Origin of the sequence: Hydrogenophaga borbori, from assembly GCF_003417535.1 — a bacterium.
Lineage (GTDB): Bacteria > Pseudomonadota > Gammaproteobacteria > Burkholderiales > Burkholderiaceae_C > Hydrogenophaga > Hydrogenophaga borbori.
On sequence record NZ_QVLS01000003.1, the window covers coordinates 375,037 to 393,914 of the forward strand.

Here is an 18,878-nt window from a genome sequence, read left to right on the forward strand (position 1 = left end):
GCGGGGCGCGAGAAGCGGTCGAACCCAGGGGCACCGTGGAACCGGCTTCGCCGAGCCACTGGTGTTGCCGTCAGGGGTCGCACGAAGCGCGGGGGGACCCTTATCGGCCCCGCAGCCACCAGGCCAGGCTGCCCTGCGCCAGCACCAGGGCGGCGTAGGTCGCCACCTTGCCGTCGCGGCCGAAGGCGATCAGCCCGGCCAGCAGCACCAGCACGCCAGCAGTGGCCAGCACGGCCAGTTGTGTGCCGCGTCCGAAGCGCCCGGCGCGGCGCAGCCGCAGGCCCAACCACAGCACCAGCGCCACCCCGACGGCCGGCGCGATCAGGCCCAGCACATGCCCCAGAAGCAGTGCCGGCGTCATTGAGAAGGATCAAGGCCGTCCATAAGCAACAAATTTTATAATCCGGGCTATGTCTGTCTGGACGCTCGGCATCAACCACCAGACGGCCCCGCTCGATCTGCGGGGCCGTTTCGCGTTCGCGCTCGACCAGATCCAGCCCACCCTGCACACCCTGCGCAGCGCCCTGCCGCGCCAGCCCGAGGCCACCCTGCTGTCCACCTGCAACCGCACCGAGCTCTACGGCGCGGGCGACCCGGCCGTGCTGGACCCCACCCTGGACTGGCTGGCCCAGGCCGGTGGCGTGAGCACCCAGGTGCTGCGCGACCACGCCTACGTGCTGCGCGACGACCAGTCCGCGCGCCACGCCTTTCGCGTGGCCAGCGGCCTGGACAGCATGGTGCTGGGCGAGGCCCAGATCCTGGGTCAGATGAAGGACGCGGTGCGCGCCGCCGACGAGGCCGGCGCCCTGGGCACCACGCTGCACCAGCTGTTCCAGCGCTCCTTCGCCGTGGCCAAGCAGGTGCGCAGCTCCACCGAGATCGGCGCGCACTCCATCAGCATGACGGCCGCCGCCGTGCGCCTGGCCTCGCAACTGTTCGAGGACCTGCGCGAAGTGCGCGTGCTGTTCGTCGGCGCGGGCGAGATGATCGAACTCGCCGCCACCCACTTCGCGGCCAAGACGCCCCGGGCCATGGCCATCGCCAACCGCAGCATGGAGCGTGGCGAGAAGCTGGCCAGCCGCTTCGGCGCCCAGGTGATGCGCCTGGCCGATCTGCCCGAACACCTGCATGAGTTCGACGTGGTGGTGAGCTGCACCGCCAGCACCCTGCCGCTGATCGGCCTGGGCGCGGTGGAGCGCGCGCTGAAGAAGCGCAAGCACCGCCCCATGTTCATGGTCGACCTGGCGGTGCCGCGCGATATCGAGGCCGAGGTGAAGGCGCTCGACGACGTCTACCTCTACACCGTGGACGACCTCGCCACCGTGGTGCAGACCGGCAAGGACAACCGCCTGGCCGCCGTGGCGCAGGCCGAGGCCATCATCGACGCCGGCGTGCTGAGCTTCATGCACTGGATGGAGCGGCGCGACCCGGCCAACGGCGTGGTGCCGCTGATCCAGCAGATCAACGCCCAGGCCGACGCCTGGCGCGCCCACGAACTCGGCCGCGCCAGGCGCCTGCTGGCGCGCGGCGAGCCCGTGGAGGCCGTGCTGGAAGCACTCTCCAAAGGCCTCACCCAGAAGATGCTGCACGGCACCCTGGCCGAGCTGCACAGCGGCGACGCCGCCGCGCGCGCGGCCACGGCCGAAACCGTCTCGCGCCTGTTCCTGCGCGACGGCCGGCCGCCCCAAGACCCCCGCTCCTAGCCCGCCCGGCGCGCGGTGGCCGTGGCGCGTCCAGCCACGGGCGCTTCGGCCGGGCACCGCCCATGAAACCCTTCGTCCGCCACGCCCTGCTGAAACAGCGCGCCCGCCTCCACGAACTCGACGCCCTGCTCTCGGCGCCCGACGTGGTGGAAGACATCGCGCGCTTTCGTTCCCTGAGCCGGGAGCACGCCGAGGCCAGCGAGGTGGTGGCCGTGTTCGACCGCTTCCTCGCCCGCGAAGCCGACGAGCAGGCCGCGCGGGACCTGCTGCGCGACCCCGAGATGGCCGCCATGGCGCAAGAGGAGATCGCCGCTTGCGCCGCCGACCTGTCCGCGCTGGACGGCCAGCTGCAGACCCTGCTGCTGCCGCGCGACCCCGACGACGCCCGGCCGGCCTTCCTGGAGATCCGGGCCGGCGCTGGCGGCGACGAATCGGCCCTGTTCGCCGGCGACCTGGCCCGCATGTACAGCCGCTACGCCGAGCGCCAGGGCTGGCGCGTCGAGCTCATGAGCGAATCGCCCAGCGAACTGGGCGGCTACAAGGAGGTGGTGCTGCGCATCGACGGCGACGGCGCCTACGGGCGGCTGCGCTTCGAATCGGGCGGCCATCGCGTGCAGCGCGTGCCCGCCACCGAAAGCCAGGGCCGCATCCACACCAGCGCCGCCACCGTGGCCGTCATGCCCGAGCCCGACGAGGCCGCCACCATCGAGCTCAACCCGGCCGAGCTGCGCATCGACACCTTCCGCGCCAGTGGCGCGGGCGGCCAGCACATCAACAAGACCGACTCGGCCGTGCGCGTGACGCACCTGCCCACGGGCATCACCGCCGAATGCCAGGACGGCCGCAGCCAGCACGCCAACAAGGCCAAGGCCCTGCAGGTGCTGGCCGCGCGGCTGCGCGAAAAGGACCGCGCCGAGCGCGCCGCCAAGGAAGCTGCCACGCGCAAGGGCCTGATCGGCAGCGGCGACCGCAGCGACCGCATCCGCACCTACAACTTCCCGCAGGGCCGGCTCACCGACCACCGCATCAACCTGACGCTTTACCAGTTGGGCAGCGTGCTGGAGGGGGAACTCGACGAGGTGGTGCACGCTTTGCAGGTGGCGCGCGGCGCCGAGCTGCTGGCCGAACTGGAACAGGCGGCGGCGTGAGCGCCACCGCGCCGGTCCCAAGCCGCTCAGCTCCGCGGTGCGCAGCGCGGAGGGCCATCCCGTGACCATCGCCGACACCTTGCGCGCCCTGGTGACCAGCGGCGTGCCGCGCCTGGAGGCCCAGCAGTTGCTGCTGCTGGCCCTGGGCCGCGACCCGCAGGCCCGCGCCTGGCTCGCAGCGCACGACGAACTCACGCTGGACGACAGCGCCCGTACCCGTCTGGCTGCGCTCGCCCGACGCCACCGCGACGGCGAACCCATGGCCTACCTGCGCGGCGAGCAGGGCTTCCACGGCCTGGTGCTGCGGTCCGACCCGCGCGCCCTCGCCCCGCGCCCCGACACGGAAACCCTGGTCGACTGGGCGCTGGAATTGCTGGCCGGCCTGCCGCCCGATGCCCGGGCCATCGACCTGGGCACCGGCAGCGGCGCCATCGCCCTGGCCCTGCTGCACGCCGCGCCTGGCCTGCGCCTGACCGCCACCGACGCCAGCGAGGCCGCCCTGTCCCTGGCGCGCGACAACGCCCAGCGCCTGGGCCTGAGCCCGCGCTTCGCGGCCGGCGCCTGGCTGGCCGCCGTGCCTGGCGAGCGTTTCGAGCTCATCGTCAGCAACCCGCCCTACATCGCCGCCGGCGACCCGCACCTGGCGGCCCTGCGCCACGAGCCGCTGTCGGCCCTGGTCTCGGGCGCCGACGGGCTGGACGACATCCGGGCCATCGTGGCCCAGGCCCCGGGCGCCCTGACGCCGGGCGGCTGGCTGCTGCTCGAACACGGCCACGACCAGGCCGAAGCGGTGCAGGCCCTGCTGCGCGCCGCCGGCTTCGAGGCCGTGGGTGGCCGCACCGACCTGGCGGGCATCGTGCGCTGCAGCGGCGGGCGCTGGCCGGCGGCGCGATAATTCCCTTTCTTACCGGGGTGCGCCCCGCCAGCAGGACCACGACATGAGCGACACCCAGACCCGCATCGACCAACTGGTCAAATCCCACGACATCGTGCTCTTCATGAAGGGCAGCGCCAGCTTCCCCATGTGCGGCTTCTCGGGCCGAGCGATCCAGATCCTCAAGGCCTGCGGCGTGGACCCCCGCACGCTGACCACCGTCAACGTGCTCGAAGACGACGCCATCCGCCAGGGCATCAAGGACTACAGCAACTGGCCCACCATCCCGCAGCTCTATGTCAAGGGTGAGTTCATCGGCGGCTCGGACATCATGATGGAGATGTACCAGTCGGGCGAGCTGCAGCAGGTACTCAGCGCGCAGAACTGAACCCCCATCCGTATCTCCACCGAAGCCGCCCACCGGGCGGCTTCGTGCTTTTTGCACGCTCTGCACGAAAGTGAACGCCAGCGGGCTGTTTCCGGTCCTTATCAGCGAGCCGGAATGGCACGCACCGTGCTTGAATGTCCTCACCGCCGCGTTCGAAGGAGAGTTCCATGAGCAGCTCACGCAGCCTGGTCGCGCCATCCCCCCTGGGCCTGCCCATCGCCCAGATGCGCAGCGTGTTCAACACGGACGAAGTCGAGCGCAAGCTGGCCAAACTGCAGGCCAGCGGCAACGAACGCGAGCACGAGGGCCTTCGCAACACCTGGCAGCGCATGCTCGAGCGCGGCTCGCAGCGCTTCGCCGTCAAGCCCTCCGGCCTGCCCGACATGGCGCCGCTCTATGAACTCATGCCCAACTTCGGCGAAGCCCTGGACGACGTCAAACGCCATGTGGCCCTGAGCCAGGACAGCCGCGACAGCCTGGAGGTGACGCCGATGCTGCTGCTGGGCCCGCCCGGCGTGGGCAAGACCCACTTCGCACGCCAGCTCGCCGACCTGCTGGGCACCAGCATGAACCTGGTGCCCATGAGCAGCATGACCGCCGGCTGGCTGCTGTCGGGGTCCTCGTCCCAATGGAAGGGCGCCCGCCCCGGCAAGGTGTTCGAGTCGCTGGTGGATGGCCAGTACGCCAACCCGGTGATCGTGGTGGACGAGATCGACAAGGCCAGCGCCGACGCGCAGTACGACCCACTGGGCGCGCTCTACAGCCTGCTCGAACACGACACGGCGCAGCACTTCGTCGACGAGTTCGCCGAGGTGGCGATCGACGCCAGCCAGGTGATCTGGGTCACCACGGCCAACGACGAGCGCGCCATCCCCGAGCCCATCCTCAACCGCATGAACGTGTTCGAGATCCAGCCGCCCTCGCCCGAGGCGGCGCGCAAGATCGCGGCCAACCTCTACCGGGGCATCCGCGGCGAGCACGACTGGGGCCAGCGCTTTGACCCCGAGGTGCCCGCCGACGTGCTGGACGTGCTGGGCGGCCTGCCGCCGCGCGACATGCGCCGCGCGCTCGTCACCGCCTTCGGCAACGCGCGCCTGGACCAGCGCTACCGCCTCGAACCCGAGGACCTGCCACGCGGCGGGCCGGCGAAGGGCCGCATCGGCTTCCTTCAGTAGGGGGTTTCAGGCGTCGGGGTGCGCCCACTGGCGCGCCGCCGCCTGCACGGCGTTCGGGTACTCGCTCTTGCCGCGGCTGCCGTTGTAGCGACCCAGGGCCATGAAGGCATTGCCGCGCTCGCGGTCCAGGTAGTGCCGCAGGATCACGCAGCCGAAGCGCAGGTTGGTCTGCATGTGGAACAGGCTGCCCACATCGCCGTCGCCGATGAGGCGCGACCAGAACGGCATGATCTGCATGTAGCCGCGCGCGCCCACGCTGGAGATGGCGAACTTGCGGAAACCGCTCTCCACCTGGATCAGGCCCAGCACCATGGTGGTGTCCAGCCCCGCGCGGCGGGTCTCGTACCACACGGTTTGCAGAAACTCGATGCGGGTCTGGAAGTCGGGCTTGCGGCGGCGCAGGCGCTCGCTGTTGGCGCCCAGCCAGCGCAGATAGGCCAACCGGCGCTCGGTGTCGAAGAACTCGGGTACCGGAGGCGTGTCGTTGGCGACGGCCGCGCTCAGCGCCGTGCGCACGGAATCGGCCAGGGGCTCCTCCAGCTGGCCGGCCCGCGCAACCGGCGGCAGCCAAGCCCCGCCCACCAGAGCGGCCATGGCGGCCAGCCCGTCGCGCCGGGTCCAGCCGCCTGCGTTCATGCCGTTAGGCGGGCCTTCACGTGGGCCGCCACTTCCGCCAGCGGCACGGCCGTGGCCGCGCTGTCCCGCCGGTGCTGGTACTCGGCCTGACCGGCCTTCACGCCCCGGTCGCCCAGGGTGATGCGGTGGGGCACGCCGATGAGCTCCCAGTCGGCGAACATCGCCCCGGGGCGTTCTCCACGGTCGTCCAGGATCACATCCACACCTTGCTCCAGCAGTTGGGAGTAGAGATTGTCCGCCGCGGCCTTGACTTCCGGGCTGCGGTCCATGCCGATCGGGCACACCACCACAGTGAACGGCGCGATCGCGTCCGGCCAGATGATCCCGCGCTCGTCGTGGTTCTGTTCGATGGCCGCCGCCGGCAGGCGCGTAATGCCGATGCCGTAGCAGCCCATCTCGAAATGCTTGGGCTTGCCGTCCTCGTCGAGGAAGGTGGCGGCCATCGAACGGCTGTACTTGGTGCCCAGGTAGAACACGTGGCCGATCTCGATGCCGCGCTCGATCGCCAGCACGCCCTGGCCGTCGGGCGAGGCGTCACCCTCGACGATGTTGCGGATGTCGGCCACGCGCGTGGGCTCGGGCAGGTCGCGGCCCCAGTTCACGCCGGTGAGGTGCACGTCGGCCTCGTTGCCGCCACAAACCCAGTCGGCCATGACGGCGACCTCCCGGTCCACCACCAGCTCCACCGGCCGCTTGAGCCCGATGGGGCCCAGGTAGCCCGGGCGGCAGCCGAAGTGCGACTCGATCTCGGGCGGGGTGGCGAAGCGCCAACCCTGGTCGAGGCCGGGCACCTTGCCCACCTTGACTTCGTTCATGTCGTGGTCACCGCGCAGCAGCAGCAGCCACACCTTGGAGGCTTTCACCGCGCCGGCGTCGTCGAGCGTGTCGGTGGCCAGGACGATGGACTTGACCGTGGTGGCCAGCGGAACGCCCAGGAACTGCGCCACGTCGGCGCAGGTGCTCTTGCCGGGGGTGGGCGTGCGCGTCAGTGGGTTGGCCGGCGCGGGGCGCGGCCCCTGGGGCGCCAGCGCCTCGGCCTTTTCCAGGTTGGCGGCGTAATCGCTGCCGGGGCAGTAGACGATGGCGTCCTCGCCGGTGGCAGCGATCACCTGGAACTCCTCGCTCAGGTCACCGCCGATGGCGCCGCTGTCGGCCGCGACCGCGCGGTACTTCAGGCCAAAGCGGTCGAAGATGCGGCGGTAGGCCTGGGCCATCACCTCGTAGCTGCGCTTGGCGCTGGCTTCGTCGCGGTCGAAGCTGTAGGCGTCCTTCATGATGAACTCGCGACCACGCATGAGTCCGAAGCGCGGCCGGCGTTCGTCGCGGAACTTGGTCTGGATCTGGTACAGGTTCTTGGGCAGCTGCTTGTAGCTGCGCAGCTCCTGGCGCGCGATGTCGGTCACCACCTCCTCGCTCGTGGGCTGCACCACGAAGTCGCGGTCGTGGCGGTCCTTCACGCGCATCAGCTCGGGGCCCATCTTCTCGAAGCGGCCACTCTCCTGCCAGAACTCGGCCGGCTGCACCACCGGCATGGTGAGCTCCACGGCACCGGCGCGGTTCATCTCCTCGCGCACGATCCGCTCGACCTTGCGGATCACGCGCAGCCCCATGGGCATGTAGTTGTAGATGCCCGCTCCCAGTTTGCGAATCATGCCGGCGCGGGTCATGAGGCGGTGGCTCACCACCTCGGCGTCGGCAGGCGCTTCCTTGAGCGTCGTGATCAGGAACTGGCTGGCTTTCATGAAGGGGCCTGCACCGGGCGGTGCGCGAAAGGGGGTTCAGGAGGGGTGGCGCCGGCACCGCTTGCGGGTATATCCCTAGGCGGGACGCGGGGCCGTGCGGTGTGCGATCACTTCGCTGGGCGCGGGGTGCGATGCATAATGGTCGCAGTTCAAAAATCGAGGTTGATTATGCTTGACAGAGAGGGCTTCAGGCCCAATGTCGGCATCATTCTGCTCAACCAGAAAAACCAGGTGTTCTGGGGCAAGCGCATCCGCTCCCATTCCTGGCAGTTCCCGCAAGGGGGCATCGACCGCGGTGAAACGCCCGAACAGGCGATGTTCCGCGAACTGCACGAGGAAGTCGGACTGCGCCCCGAGCACGTGGCCATCGTGGCCCGCACGAAGGACTGGTTGCGCTACGAAGTGCCTGACCGCTTCATCCGGCGGGACGCCCGCGGCCACTACAAGGGGCAGAAGCAGATCTGGTACCTGCTGCGCCTCGTCGCGCAGGACTGGCACCTGAACCTGCGCGCCACCAGCCACCCCGAGTTCGACGCCTGGCGCTGGAACGACTACTGGGTGCCGCTGGACGTGGTCGTCGAATTCAAGCGCGGCGTCTACGAGATGGCCTTGACCGAGCTGGCGCGTTACGTCCCGCGCCAGGAGGGCGGTCGTGGCCGCTACCCACGCCACCACCCGGGGCGCGGCTATCGCCCGGTCGACGGCTTTCCCGCCACCGAGGCGCCGCCCGGCCTGGAACTGCCCCCCGGCGCCAGCTTCGACCCCGGGCCCCAACCCAGCATTCGCCCCGAGGGCGCCGTCCCCAAATGAACAGCCGGTTCTTCCGCGCGGCGGCCTGTGCCGTCGCGCTGGCCTCCATGGGCGGCCCGCTCTGGGCCCAGTACCCGTACCGCGAACCCGAAACCTGGAAGGAGGGCGAGGTGGCCCTGCCGGCGCGCTTCAGCACCGACCGGCTCGTCACCGTCGACATCGAAGACCGCTCGTCCTTCGAATACGGCATCGACCCGGACACGCTGAGCGTGGGCGCCGATGGTGTGGTGCGCTACGTCTTCGTGGCGCGCAGCCGCAGCGGGGCCCTCAATGCGCTCTACGAGGGGGTGCGGTGCAATGCGGCCGAGGTCAAGGTCTATGGCCGCTGGGACCCGGACAGCGCGAGCTGGCGCACCAGCGCCTCGGACGACTGGCAGCCTCTGGACACGCGGGGCAGCACCCGGCGCGCTCTGAAACTCGCGCAGTCCGGCCTGTGCGACGGGAGAGCCCCGAACGGGTCGCCGCGCCAGATCCTCCAGACGCTGCGGGGCGAGCACCCCTACCGGTTGCGCTGAGCCGGCTCAGCCCCGGCTGAGCACCAGGTTGTCGCGGTGGATCATCTCGGGCTCGGCGGCGTAGCCCAGCAGGCGCTCGAAATCGGCCGAGGACTTGCGGCACAGCAGGCGCGCTTCCGAGCTGGCGTAGTTCGCCAACCCGCGCGCCACCTCCTGGCCACGCGCATCGCGCACCGCGATCACGTCGCCGCGCGAGAAGTCGCCTTCCACCGCGGTCATGCCGATCGGCAACAGGCTCTTGCCTTCGCGCGCGATCTTGGCCGCCGCGCCGTCGTCCACCACCACCGCGCCGCGCAACTGCAAATGGTCCGAGATCCAGCGCTTGCGCGCCTGGTGTTTGGCCGTCTGCGCGACCAGGGCCGTGCCGATGGCCTCGCCGGCGCACAGGCGCAGCAGCACGTCGGGTTCGCGCCCCCAGGCGATGACCGTGGAAGCGCCCGACGCCGCCGCGCGCTTGGCGGCCAGGATCTTGGTGATCATGCCGCCCTTGCCGATGCCACTGCCTGCGCCACCGGCCATGGCCTCCAGCGCCGGATCGCCCGCGCGCGCCACGTGCACGAAGCGCGCCTCGGGATCGCGCCGCGGGTCGGCGGTGTAGAGGCCCTTCTGGTCGGTGAGGATGACCAGCACGTCGGCCTCGACCAGATTGGCCACGAGCGCGCCCAGCGTGTCGTTGTCGCCGAACTTGATCTCGTCGTTGACCACCGTGTCGTTCTCGTTGATCACGGGCACGACGCCGAGCTGCAGCAGCGTCAGCAGGGTTGAGCGGGCGTTGAGGTAGCGTTCGCGGTCGGCCAGGTCGGCGTGGGTCAGCAGCACCTGCGCACTGCCAACGCCGCAGGCGCGCAGCTGCGTCTCATACATCTGCACCAGGCCCATCTGGCCCACGGCGGCGGCGGCCTGCAGTTCGTTGATCTCGTGCGGCCGCCTGCTCCAGCCCAGGCGCTTCATGCCCTCGGCGATGGCACCGCTGCTCACCATGATGAGCTCGCGCCCCTGCTGGACGAGGGCCGCGAGCTGCTGGCTCCAGTGGCCGATGGCCCCTTCGTCCAGGCCCCGGCCTTCGTTGGTGACCAGGCTGGAGCCCACCTTGACGACGATGCGCCGCGCGTGGCGCACGAGGTCGGCCGCTTCGCTGGCCGTGCTATCGATGACCTGGCTCATGGTGTGATGGATTCGGATCAGTCGTCGCCGCCGCCCGGCGCGAAACGGGGATCGATCTCGACGGGCCCGATGGCCTGCTGCCGCTGTGCCTCGATATGCTCGTAGGCCTTCTGCACCAGCCGCTCACAACCCTCGCGCGTCAGCGCCGAGATCTCGAACACCGGACCCTTGTAGCGCAGGCGTTTGACGATGTCCTTGACGCGGGCCTCGCGCTCTTCGGGCGGCAGCATGTCCACCTTGTTGAGCACCAGCCAGCGGGGCTTGGCGTGCAGCTCGGGGTCGAACTTCTTGAGCTCGGCCACGATCGCCCTGGCCTGCGCCACCGGGTCGACGGCCTCGTCGAACGGCGCCGCATCCACCAGGTGCAGCAGCAGCCGCGTGCGCTGCAGGTGGCGCAGGAACTGGTGGCCCAGGCCCGCGCCCTCGGACGCGCCCTCGATCAGGCCGGGCACGTCGGCCACCACGAAGCTCTTTTCGGGACCCACCCGCACCACGCCCAGGTTGGGGTGCAAGGTGGTGAAGGGGTAGTCGGCGATCTTGGGTCGGGCGTTGGAGATGGCGGCGATCAGGGTGGATTTGCCCGCGTTGGGCATGCCCAACAGCCCCACGTCGGCCAGCACTTTGAGCTCCAGCTTGAGCGCCTTGCGTTCGCCAGGCCAGCCGGGCGTCTTTTGCCGCGGCGCGCGGTTGGTGGAGCTCTTGTAGTGCATGTTGCCAAAGCCGCCATCACCGCCCTTGGCAATCATCACCTGCTCACCGGCCTGCAGCAGCTCGCACAGCACCTGGCCCGACTCGGCGTCGGACACGATGGTGCCGACCGGCACCTTGAGCACCACATCATCGCCCTTGACACCGAACATGTCGGAGCCTTTGCCGTGCTCGCCGCGCTGCGCTTCGAAGCGCCGGGTGTAGCGGAAGTCCACCAGGGTATTCAGGCTCGCATCGGCCAGCATGAACACGTGGCCACCACGCCCGCCGTCCCCGCCATCGGGGCCGCCGAACTCCTTGTACTTCTCGTGCCGGAACGACGCGCACCCATTCCCCCCATCGCCTGCGGCGACGTCGATGGTGGCTTCATCAACGAACTTCATGGGGGTTGAATGCGAATGCTAGCCCGAAGACAACAAAAAGGCCCGCATGCGCGGGCCCCTTGCGCGAGGATCGTGCGGGATCAGGCCGGGGTGACGCTGACCACGTGACGACCCAGCGCACCCTTGACCGCGAACTGCACATGGCCGTCCACGGTGGCGAACAGGGTGTGGTCCTTGCCGACGCCGACATTGGTGCCGGGGTGGAACTTGGTGCCTCGCTGACGCACGATGATCGAGCCAGCCGTGATCAGCTCGCCGCCGAACGCTTTGACGCCCAGCATCTTGGGCTTGGAATCGCGCCCGTTGCGTGTAGAGCCGCCGCCTTTTTTCTGTGCCATCTTGCCTGCTCCTTAGGCCGAAATCGAGGCGATTTCGATCTCGGTGAAATTCTGCCGGTGACCCTGGCGCTTCTGGTAGTGCTTGCGACGGCGCAGCTTGAAGATGCGCACTTTGTCGTGACGACCGTGCGCCACCACCTTGACCGTGACCGATGCGCCGGAGACCAAGGGAGTGCCCACTTTCAGCTCGGTGCCGTTGCCGACAGCCAGAACCTCATCGAACACAATCTCTTGGCCCACGTCCGCAGCAATCTGTTCTACTTTAATTTTTTCGCCGGCAGCCACGCGATACTGCTTGCCACCGGTTTTTATGACCGCGTACATAGGAACCTCTTGAAGTTGGCCTTCCTGCAGAGCCCGGCCGAGACAGCCGGCTGACCACGAAGGCATCGGCAGACGGATTTCCACCGAACTGCGGATTATAGCCTTCCGCGAACCACCCGGCAAACTGGCCCGTCCGTGCCGCCTGGGCAGACCCAGGGGCCCAAGGGCAGGCGGACGGCCTTCCTATAATCCAGCGCCGCCCAACGCCACCCGACCACGGGCCCCCTCACTTGTCCCTTGCCTTGTCGACGAACAACCCGCTCGAGCTGATCCGCGCCGACATGGCCGCGGTTGACCGGGTGATCCACGAACGCCTGACCACCGACGTACCCCTTGTGCGGGAGGTGGCCCAGTACATCATCTCGGCCGGCGGCAAGCGCCTGCGCCCCGCCCTGCTGCTGCTGGTCAGCGGCGCCCTGTCCTGCGAGCACCCGCACCGCCACACGCTGGCGGCCGTGGTGGAGTTCATCCACACCGCCACCCTGCTGCACGACGACGTGGTCGACGAATCGACGCTGCGCCGGGGCCGTGCCACGGCCAACCAGACGTTCGGCAATGCCGCCAGCGTGCTGGTGGGCGATTTCCTCTACTCGCGCGCCTTCCAGATGATGGTCGACGTGAACCAGATGCGCGTGATGGAGGTCCTGTCGGACGCCACCAACGTGATCGCCGAGGGTGAGGTGCTGCAGCTCATGAACATGCGCGACGCCTCGATCGACGAGGCGTCCTATCTGCGCGTGATCCGCTCCAAGACGGCCAAGCTGTTCGAGGCCAGCGCGCGGCTCGCCCCGATCCTGGCGCAAGCGGGGCCGGCCGTCGAACATGCCTGCGCCACCTATGGCCAGGCCCTGGGCACGGCCTTCCAGGTCATCGACGACGTGCTCGACTACGAGGGCAGCGCCGACGAACTCGGCAAGAACCTGGGCGACGACCTGCGCGAGGGCAAGGTCACGCTGCCCATCATCTGCGCCTTGCGAGCGGGGAACGACGCCCAGCGCGCGCTGATCCGCGACGCCATCGAACATGGCCGCATCGAGAACCTGCCGGACATCCAGCGCATCATCCTGGGCACCGGCGCCCTGGACACCGCACGGGCGGCGGCGCACGCCGAGGCGCAGCGCGCGCTCGACGCCGCGGCCACGCTGCCGTCGAATCCGCACCAAGAGGCTTTGCTACAATTGGCGGCTGCACTGCTGGAGCGTCGCTCCTGAAGTTCACGGTTCTGGCGCCGTCATCAGCCAAAGGATCCGCTGATCCACACGGGGTGTAGCTTAGCCTGGTAGAGCGCTACGTTCGGGACGTAGAGGCCGGAGGTTCGAATCCTCTCACCCCGACCATCATCTGGTCACATCAGCGAGCGCCGCGCGGCGCCAGTGGGCGCTCCAAGTTCCCCAGTTGGTGGCGCGCCCGACGCAACGCGGATACAACGTCAATCGACGTGAGTCCCTGTTTTCCGGATAACTGGCGTCAATTGTGACGTCCAAGTTGTTGATTTCCGTTAGATTACGGACATATGGCGTCAGTTGATTCGGTGAACCAGGACAGTCCGTCCATGGCCCTTCCGGGGCTTGGGCGCGCGCTCGTGTCCGCGGGCAAGCTCAACCAGCGCGCGGCCGAGGACCTCTACCGCAAGGCCCAAAGCAGCCGAACCAGCTTTATTGCCGAGCTGACCGGCTCCGGCGCGGTGTCGCCAACGGACCTGGCACACACCATGTCGGTGGCTTTCGCCGCCCCCCTGCTCGACCTCGATGCCATCGATGTGCAGCGGCTGCCCGCTGGCTTGCTGGACGCCAGGATCTGCGCCGACTTCCGCATCGTCGTCCTCAGCAAGCGCAACAACCGCCTGATCGTCGCGACGGCGGATCCGTCCGACCAGCAGGCGGCCGAAAAGATCAAGTTCGCCACGCAGATGGGCGTGGACTGGGTCATCGCAGAGTTCGACAAGCTCAGTCGCCTGGTCGAGACGCAGACCAAATCGGTCACCGAGGCGATGGAGAACATCGTCGGCGACGTCGAGTTCGATGAACTGGCGGCCGAAACCACCACCGCCGATGCCGCTGAAAAGGCCAGCGAAGTCGACGACGCCCCGGTCGTCAAGTTCCTGCACAAGATGCTGATCGACGCGTTCAACATGCGCGCGTCCGACCTGCACTTCGAACCATACGAACACCAGTACCGTGTGCGCTTCCGCATCGACGGCGAACTGCGCGAGATCGCCTCGCCGCCGATCGCCATCAAGGAAAAGCTGGCCTCGCGCATCAAGGTCATCTCGCGGATGGACATCTCCGAGAAGCGCGTCCCGCAAGACGGTCGGATGAAGCTCAAGGTCGGGCCCGACCGCGTCATCGACTTCCGCGTCAGCACCCTGCCCACGCTGTTTGGCGAGAAGATCGTGATCCGTATCCTCGACCCGAGTCAGGCCAAGATGGGCATCGACGCCCTGGGCTATGAACCGGAAGAGAAAGAGCGTCTGCTGGAAGCCATCCAGCGCCCCTACGGCATGGTGCTGGTCACCGGTCCCACGGGCTCCGGCAAAACGGTCTCGCTCTACACCTGCCTGAATATCCTGAACAAGCCCGGCGTGAACATTTCGACGGCCGAAGACCCGTCCGAAATCAACCTGCCCGGCGTGAACCAGGTGAACATGAACGAGAAGGCGGGCCTGACCTTCGCGGTGGCGCTCAAGGCCTTCCTGCGCCAGGACCCGGACGTGATCATGGTCGGCGAGATCCGCGACCTGGAAACCGCCGACATCGCGATCAAGGCCGCGCAGACCGGCCACATGGTCATGTCGACGCTGCACACCAACGACGCACCGACGACGCTCACCCGGATGATGAACATGGGCATCCCCACGTTCAATATCGCCTCCAGCGTGATCCTCATCACCGCCCAGCGCCTGGCCCGCCGCCTGTGCCCCAACTGCAAGGCGCCGCTGGACGTTCCCCGCAAGGCCTTGCTCGAGGCCGGCTACAAGCCCGAAGAGCTTGACGGCACCTGGACGCCCTACAAGCCGGTGGGCTGCTCGGCCTGCAACAACGGCTACAAGGGGCGCGTCGGCATCTACCAGGTGATGCCGATCTCCGAAGAGATCCAGCGCATCATCCTGCGCGGCGGCACCTCGCTGGACATCGCGCAGCAGGCCAGCAAGGAAGGCGTTCGCTCGCTGCGGGAGTCCGGCCTGCTCAAGGTCAAGCTGGGACAGACCTCGCTCGAGGAAGTCCTCAGCGTGACGAACGAATGACCCACCGCTCACCCACAGCCCCCTGAGGAATTCCATGGCCACCGTCGCAAGAAAGAGCGTCAAGGACTTCGTGTTCGAATGGGAGGGCAAAGACCGCAACGGCAAGGCGGTGCGCGGGGAAACGCGCGCCCAGGGTGAAAACCAGGTGACGGCCACGCTGCGCCGGCAAGGCATCATCCCGATCAAGATCAAGAAGCGCCGCACGTCTTCGGGCAAGCGCATCAAGCCGAAGGACATCGCGATCTTCACGCGCCAGTTGGCCACCATGATGAAGGCCGGCGTGCCACTGCTGCAGTCCTTCGACATCGTGGGGCGCGGCAACCCCAACCCCAACGTCACGCGGCTGCTCAACGACATTCGCGCCGACGTGGAAACCGGTACCTCGCTGAGCGCGGCCTTCCGCAAGCACCCGATGTACTTCGACAGCCTCTACTGCAACCTGATCGAGGCGGGCGAAGCGGCCGGTATCCTGGAAGACCTGCTCGACCGCCTAGCCTCCTACATGGAGAAGACCGAGGCGCTGAAGTCGAAGATCAAGTCGGCCCTCATGTACCCCACGGCCGTGATCATCGTGGCCTTCGTGGTGGTGGCCGTCATCATGATTTTTGTTATCCCGTCGTTCAAGGCGGTGTTCACCTCGTTCGGCGCCGACCTGCCCGCGCCCACGCTGTTCGTCATCGCCATGAGCGAGTTCTTCGTCCAGTACTGGTGGCTCATCTTCGGTGGCCTCGGCGGCGGCATCTACTTCTTCCTGCAGGCCTGGAAGCGCAACGAAAAGGTCCAGCGCTTCATGGACCGCCTGCTGCTCAAGCTGCCCATCTTCGGCGAGCTGATCGAGAAATCGGTGGTGGCGCGCTGGACACGCACGCTGGCCACCATGTTCGGCGCGGGCGTGCCGCTGGTGGAAGCGCTCGATTCCGTGGGTGGCGCCTCGGGCAACTCGGTCTATGCCATCGCCACCGAAAAGATCCAGCAGGAGGTGTCGACCGGCACCAGCCTCACGGCCGCGATGACCAACGCGAACATCTTTCCCTCGATGGTGCTGCAGATGTGCGCGATCGGCGAAGAATCAGGCTCCATCGACCACATGCTGGGCAAGGCCGCCGACTTCTACGAGGCCGAGGTCGACGACATGGTGGCCGGCATCTCCAGCCTGATGGAGCCGATCATCATCGTCGTACTCGGCACGGTGATCGGCGGCATCGTCATCTCGATGTACCTGCCCATCTTCAAGCTCGGCCAGGTGGTCTGATGGCGGAATTGGCCACCGGTGCGCCCGCCGCGGCGCTGTTGGGCGTGCTCGGCCTGCTCGTGGGCAGTTTCCTGAATGTCGTCATCCACCGCCTGCCCAAGATGATGGAGCGGCAATGGGCCGCCGAATGCGCGGAGTTGCAGGGCACGGCGCGAGACGCCCAGGCACCGGCAGACCGCTACAACCTCCTGGTGCCGCGCTCGGCCTGCCCGCATTGCGGCCACGCCATCCGTTGGTACGAGAACATCCCCGTGCTGAGCTACCTCGCGCTGCGTGGCCGGTGCAGCCAGTGCGGCGCGGGCATCGGGCCGCGCTATCCCCTGGTGGAAGCCGCCACCGGTGCGTTGTTCGCCTGGGCAGGCTGGCACTGGGGCCTCAACGCCGCCGGCCTGGCCTGGTGTGGGTTCGCCGCGGCCGTGGTCGCGCTCGCCTGCATCGACTGGGACACCACCCTGCTGCCCGACGACATCACGCTGCCCCTGCTGTGGACGGGCCTGGTCGCCGCGGCACTCGGCGTCACGCCCACCCACCTGGCCGATGCCGTCTGGGGGGCGGTCGGCGGCTACCTGTCCTTGTGGCTCGTCTACTGGGCCTTCAAGCTGCTCACCGGCAAGGAGGGGATGGGCTACGGCGACTTCAAGCTGTTCGCGGCCTTCGGCGCCTGGTTCGGCTGGCAAGCGCTGGTGCCCATCATCCTCATGGCCTCGGTGATCGGCGCGGTCGTCGGCATTGGCATCAAGCTGGTGGGCCGCCTGCGCGAAGGCGGCTATGTGCCCTTCGGCCCCTTCCTCGCGTTGGGCGGGCTCACCGCCATGGTGTTCGGTCCCTCGGCCATCCTGGCCGCCGTCGGCCTGTGAGCGCCGCGCGACCGTCCTGGCGCATCGGCCTCACGGGCGGCATTGGCAGCGGCAAGAGCACGGTCGGCGCCCGGTTGCAGGCGCTCGGCGCGGAGCTCATCGACGCGGACGCCATCTCCCGCGCCAGCACGGCGGCCGGGGGCGCGGCCATTCCCGCGGTGCGCGACGGCTTCGGCCCGGATTTCATCGACAGCGATGGCGCGCTGCACCGCGCCCGCATGCGCGAGCTGGTGTTCGCCGACCCCGACGCCCGCCAACGGCTCGAGGCCATCGTTCATCCCATCGTCGCGCGTGAGATCGCCCTGCGCGTGACGCTCAGCAACAAGGCTTGCGTGGTGTTCGACGTGCCCTTGCTCGCCGAGTCGCCGCGCTGGCGGCCCCAGCTCGACCGAGTACTCGTGGTCGACTGCAGCGAGGCCACGCAGCGCCGCCGCGTGCGCGCCCGCAGCGGCTGGGACGACGCGGTGCTCGATGGCGTGCTGCGCAGCCAGAGCCCCCGGGCGCTGCGCCTGGCGGTGGCCGACGCGGTGATCTTCAACGACGAGGACGATCTCGACCGTTTGCATGGGTTGGTTGACCGGCTATCGGCAAGCTTCGGGCTATGATCCGTCCATGCGCGGCCAACACGGCCTCACGCGCCGCGAGCCCGTGATCCTCTACGAATACCCTTTCAACGAACGCATCCGCACCTACCTGCGGCTCGAGCAGCTGTTCAAGCGCCTCGCCGCGCTCGTGCCACGCGACCACCCACTGGATCACCACTACGCGATCCAGACGCTGTTCGAGATCATGGACGTGGCTTCGCGCGCCGACATGAAATCGGACGTGCTCAAAGACCTCGACCGGCAGAAACAGGCGCTGGCGGGCTTTCGGGGCAACCCCGCCATTTCCGAGTCGGCGCTCGAATCCGCCATCGCCCAACTCGACACCTGCTTTTCGCAGATCGCCGACGTGCCCGGCAAGCCGGGCCAGGCGCTCACCGAGAACGACTGGCTGATGGCCATCCGTAGCCGCATCGGTATCCCCGGTGGCACCTGCGAATTCGACCTGCCGGCCTACTTCCACTGGCAGCACCTGGCCACCGACCAGCGCCAGGCCGACCTGAGCGCCTGGTCGCGCACGCTGGCGCCGCTGGCCGAGGCCGTGGTGCTGTTGCTGAAGATGATGCGCGAGACCGGCGCGCCGCAGAAGGTGGTGTCCAGCGGCGGGCAGTTCCAGCAGAACCTGCCCCAGGGGCGCACCTTTCAGCTGCTGCGCTTGCGCATCGACCCATCGTCCGGTCTGGTTCCCGAAATCAGCGGCAACCGGCTGATGTTCTCGGTGCGCCTCATGCGCCTGGGCGAGGACCACCGCCTGCACCCGGCGGGCGAGGACGCGAGCTTCGAGCTCGCCTTGTGCGCCTGAGGCCATGGCCGAGCCGGTCGAGCCCCGCATCGTGCGCTGCCCGGCCTGCGGCGGCGACAGCGTCTACGCCCCCAGCAACCGCTGGCGCCCGTTCTGCAGCGAGCGCTGCAAGCAAGGCGACCTGGGCGCCTGGGCCAGCGAGCAGTACGCCCTGCCCGACAAGGGCACGCCAGTGAACGACTGGGACGCCGAGTCGCCGCGCTGAACCGCGCC

General features: G+C 68.5%; 21 protein-coding genes and 1 tRNA gene. 15 read left to right on the forward strand and 7 right to left on the reverse strand.

Annotated elements, in window-relative coordinates; genetic code table 11:
* Nucleotides 1–100: 100 nt before the first annotated feature.
* Entirely contained in the window at nt 101–361 is a 261-nt protein-coding gene (locus tag DY262_RS07530; RefSeq protein WP_116958322.1) for a hypothetical protein, read from the reverse strand.
* A gap of 49 nt (nt 362–410) precedes the next feature.
* Here DY262_RS07530 and hemA point away from each other — a divergent pair, with 49 nt between their 5' ends.
* From hemA to DY262_RS07555, 5 genes are all read left to right on the forward strand, one after another.
* On the forward strand, nt 411–1,703 hold the full coding sequence (gene hemA / locus DY262_RS07535; RefSeq protein ID WP_116958323.1) for a glutamyl-tRNA reductase: 1,293 nt from the start codon (nt 411–413) through the stop codon (nt 1,701–1,703).
* Between the two features lie 62 nt (nt 1,704–1,765).
* Nucleotides 1,766–2,851 (forward strand): peptide chain release factor 1, encoded by a 1,086-nt coding sequence (gene prfA / locus DY262_RS07540; protein WP_116958324.1) that lies wholly within the window; start codon nt 1,766–1,768, stop codon nt 2,849–2,851.
* Nucleotides 2,852–2,912: 61 nt separating this feature from the next.
* On the forward strand, nt 2,913–3,746 hold the full coding sequence (prmC, locus tag DY262_RS07545) for a peptide chain release factor N(5)-glutamine methyltransferase (RefSeq protein ID WP_116958325.1): 834 nt from the start codon (nt 2,913–2,915) through the stop codon (nt 3,744–3,746).
* Nucleotides 3,747–3,789: 43 nt separating this feature from the next.
* The gene (grxD, locus tag DY262_RS07550; protein WP_116958326.1) at nt 3,790–4,113 is read left to right on the forward strand and encodes a Grx4 family monothiol glutaredoxin; all 324 of its coding nucleotides are present in this window, start codon (nt 3,790–3,792) and stop codon (nt 4,111–4,113) included.
* A 167-nt stretch (nt 4,114–4,280) separates the two neighbouring features.
* Entirely contained in the window at nt 4,281–5,288 is a 1,008-nt protein-coding gene (locus DY262_RS07555; protein WP_116958327.1) for an AAA family ATPase, read from the forward strand.
* A 6-nt stretch (nt 5,289–5,294) separates the two neighbouring features.
* On the opposite strand, the gene DY262_RS07560 is transcribed toward DY262_RS07555, so the two are convergent.
* Together DY262_RS07560 and DY262_RS07565 are read right to left on the reverse strand one after the other, a co-directional pair.
* Nucleotides 5,295–5,924, reverse strand: a complete 630-nt coding sequence (locus DY262_RS07560; protein WP_116958328.1) for a lytic transglycosylase domain-containing protein — start codon at nt 5,922–5,924, stop codon at nt 5,295–5,297.
* Nucleotides 5,921–7,666: a proline--tRNA ligase gene (locus DY262_RS07565; protein ID WP_116958329.1), complete on the reverse strand. Its 1,746-nt coding sequence runs from the start codon at nt 7,664–7,666 to the stop codon at nt 5,921–5,923. The genes DY262_RS07560 and DY262_RS07565 overlap by 4 nt, the downstream gene beginning before the upstream one ends.
* A 168-nt stretch (nt 7,667–7,834) precedes the next feature.
* On the opposite strand from DY262_RS07565, the gene DY262_RS07570 reads away from it, so the two are divergent.
* Both DY262_RS07570 and DY262_RS07575 read left to right on the forward strand, forming a co-directional pair.
* Entirely contained in the window at nt 7,835–8,476 is a 642-nt protein-coding gene (locus DY262_RS07570; RefSeq protein WP_116958330.1) for an RNA pyrophosphohydrolase, read from the forward strand.
* Nucleotides 8,473–8,991: a CNP1-like family protein gene (locus DY262_RS07575; RefSeq protein ID WP_116958331.1), complete on the forward strand. Its 519-nt coding sequence runs from the start codon at nt 8,473–8,475 to the stop codon at nt 8,989–8,991. Before DY262_RS07570 ends, DY262_RS07575 begins: the two co-directional genes overlap by 4 nt.
* Nucleotides 8,992–8,997: 6 nt before the next feature.
* Here DY262_RS07575 and proB read toward each other — a convergent pair whose 3' ends face one another.
* From proB to rplU, 4 genes are all read right to left on the reverse strand, one after another.
* Nucleotides 8,998–10,155 carry a glutamate 5-kinase gene (gene proB / locus DY262_RS07580; protein WP_116958332.1) on the reverse strand — a complete coding sequence of 386 codons (1,158 nt, stop codon included), beginning with the start codon at nt 10,153–10,155 and terminating at the stop codon, nt 8,998–9,000.
* Nucleotides 10,156–10,172: 17 nt separating this feature from the next.
* Nucleotides 10,173–11,246 (reverse strand): Obg family GTPase CgtA, encoded by a 1,074-nt coding sequence (gene cgtA / locus DY262_RS07585; RefSeq protein WP_116958333.1) that lies wholly within the window; start codon nt 11,244–11,246, stop codon nt 10,173–10,175.
* 80 nt (nt 11,247–11,326) lie between these two features.
* Nucleotides 11,327–11,584, reverse strand: a complete 258-nt coding sequence (rpmA, locus tag DY262_RS07590; protein WP_070399111.1) for a 50S ribosomal protein L27 — start codon at nt 11,582–11,584, stop codon at nt 11,327–11,329.
* 12 nt (nt 11,585–11,596) lie between these two features.
* The gene (gene rplU, locus DY262_RS07595) at nt 11,597–11,908 is read right to left on the reverse strand and encodes a 50S ribosomal protein L21 (RefSeq protein ID WP_070399112.1); all 312 of its coding nucleotides are present in this window, start codon (nt 11,906–11,908) and stop codon (nt 11,597–11,599) included.
* A gap of 281 nt (nt 11,909–12,189) precedes the next feature.
* On the opposite strand from rplU, the gene DY262_RS07600 reads away from it, so the two are divergent.
* The 8 genes from DY262_RS07600 (at nt 12,190) to DY262_RS07635 (ending at nt 18,870) form a co-directional block, all read left to right on the forward strand.
* On the forward strand, nt 12,190–13,119 hold the full coding sequence (locus DY262_RS07600) for a polyprenyl synthetase family protein (RefSeq protein ID WP_245980887.1): 930 nt from the start codon (nt 12,190–12,192) through the stop codon (nt 13,117–13,119).
* A 49-nt stretch (nt 13,120–13,168) separates the two neighbouring features.
* Nucleotides 13,169–13,245 (forward strand) — tRNA-Pro (locus DY262_RS07605).
* Nucleotides 13,246–13,421: 176 nt separating this feature from the next.
* Nucleotides 13,422–15,152: a type IV-A pilus assembly ATPase PilB gene (gene pilB, locus DY262_RS07610; protein WP_116958335.1), complete on the forward strand. Its 1,731-nt coding sequence runs from the start codon at nt 13,422–13,424 to the stop codon at nt 15,150–15,152.
* Nucleotides 15,153–15,186: 34 nt separating this feature from the next.
* Entirely contained in the window at nt 15,187–16,404 is a 1,218-nt protein-coding gene (locus DY262_RS07615) for a type II secretion system F family protein (RefSeq protein ID WP_116958336.1), read from the forward strand.
* Nucleotides 16,404–17,261 carry a prepilin peptidase gene (locus DY262_RS07620; RefSeq protein WP_116958337.1) on the forward strand — a complete coding sequence of 286 codons (858 nt, stop codon included), beginning with the start codon at nt 16,404–16,406 and terminating at the stop codon, nt 17,259–17,261. Before DY262_RS07615 ends, DY262_RS07620 begins: the two co-directional genes overlap by 1 nt.
* On the forward strand, nt 17,258–17,866 hold the full coding sequence (coaE, locus tag DY262_RS07625; protein WP_116958338.1) for a dephospho-CoA kinase: 609 nt from the start codon (nt 17,258–17,260) through the stop codon (nt 17,864–17,866). The genes DY262_RS07620 and coaE overlap by 4 nt, the downstream gene beginning before the upstream one ends.
* Nucleotides 17,867–17,909: 43 nt before the next feature.
* Nucleotides 17,910–18,665 (forward strand): cell division protein ZapD, encoded by a 756-nt coding sequence (gene zapD, locus DY262_RS07630; protein ID WP_116958531.1) that lies wholly within the window; start codon nt 17,910–17,912, stop codon nt 18,663–18,665.
* Nucleotides 18,666–18,669: 4 nt separating this feature from the next.
* Nucleotides 18,670–18,870 (forward strand): DNA gyrase inhibitor YacG, encoded by a 201-nt coding sequence (locus DY262_RS07635; protein ID WP_116958339.1) that lies wholly within the window; start codon nt 18,670–18,672, stop codon nt 18,868–18,870.
* The last annotated feature ends 8 nt before the right edge of the window (nt 18,871–18,878 follow it).

What these genes read in the sequence shown, in the direction of transcription:
- DY262_RS07530 (WP_116958322.1), bottom strand. Translation starts at nt 361, where the DNA reads ATGACGCCGGCACTGCTTCTGGGGCATGTGCTGGGCCTGATCGCGCCG.
- hemA (WP_116958323.1), top strand. Translation starts at nt 411, where the DNA reads ATGTCTGTCTGGACGCTCGGCATCAACCACCAGACGGCCCCGCTCGAT.
- prfA (WP_116958324.1), top strand. Translation starts at nt 1,766, where the DNA reads ATGAAACCCTTCGTCCGCCACGCCCTGCTGAAACAGCGCGCCCGCCTC.
- grxD (WP_116958326.1), top strand. Translation starts at nt 3,790, where the DNA reads ATGAGCGACACCCAGACCCGCATCGACCAACTGGTCAAATCCCACGAC.
- DY262_RS07555 (WP_116958327.1), top strand. Translation starts at nt 4,281, where the DNA reads ATGAGCAGCTCACGCAGCCTGGTCGCGCCATCCCCCCTGGGCCTGCCC.
- DY262_RS07560 (WP_116958328.1), bottom strand. Translation starts at nt 5,924, where the DNA reads ATGAACGCAGGCGGCTGGACCCGGCGCGACGGGCTGGCCGCCATGGCC.
- DY262_RS07565 (WP_116958329.1), bottom strand. Translation starts at nt 7,666, where the DNA reads ATGAAAGCCAGCCAGTTCCTGATCACGACGCTCAAGGAAGCGCCTGCC.
- DY262_RS07570 (WP_116958330.1), top strand. Translation starts at nt 7,835, where the DNA reads ATGCTTGACAGAGAGGGCTTCAGGCCCAATGTCGGCATCATTCTGCTC.
- DY262_RS07575 (WP_116958331.1), top strand. Translation starts at nt 8,473, where the DNA reads ATGAACAGCCGGTTCTTCCGCGCGGCGGCCTGTGCCGTCGCGCTGGCC.
- proB (WP_116958332.1), bottom strand. Translation starts at nt 10,155, where the DNA reads ATGAGCCAGGTCATCGATAGCACGGCCAGCGAAGCGGCCGACCTCGTG.
- cgtA (WP_116958333.1), bottom strand. Translation starts at nt 11,246, where the DNA reads ATGAAGTTCGTTGATGAAGCCACCATCGACGTCGCCGCAGGCGATGGG.
- rpmA (WP_070399111.1), bottom strand. Translation starts at nt 11,584, where the DNA reads ATGGCACAGAAAAAAGGCGGCGGCTCTACACGCAACGGGCGCGATTCC.
- rplU (WP_070399112.1), bottom strand. Translation starts at nt 11,908, where the DNA reads ATGTACGCGGTCATAAAAACCGGTGGCAAGCAGTATCGCGTGGCTGCC.
- DY262_RS07600 (WP_245980887.1), top strand. Translation starts at nt 12,190, where the DNA reads ATGGCCGCGGTTGACCGGGTGATCCACGAACGCCTGACCACCGACGTA.
- pilB (WP_116958335.1), top strand. Translation starts at nt 13,422, where the DNA reads ATGGCGTCAGTTGATTCGGTGAACCAGGACAGTCCGTCCATGGCCCTT.
- DY262_RS07615 (WP_116958336.1), top strand. Translation starts at nt 15,187, where the DNA reads ATGGCCACCGTCGCAAGAAAGAGCGTCAAGGACTTCGTGTTCGAATGG.
- DY262_RS07620 (WP_116958337.1), top strand. Translation starts at nt 16,404, where the DNA reads ATGGCGGAATTGGCCACCGGTGCGCCCGCCGCGGCGCTGTTGGGCGTG.
- DY262_RS07635 (WP_116958339.1), top strand. Translation starts at nt 18,670, where the DNA reads ATGGCCGAGCCGGTCGAGCCCCGCATCGTGCGCTGCCCGGCCTGCGGC.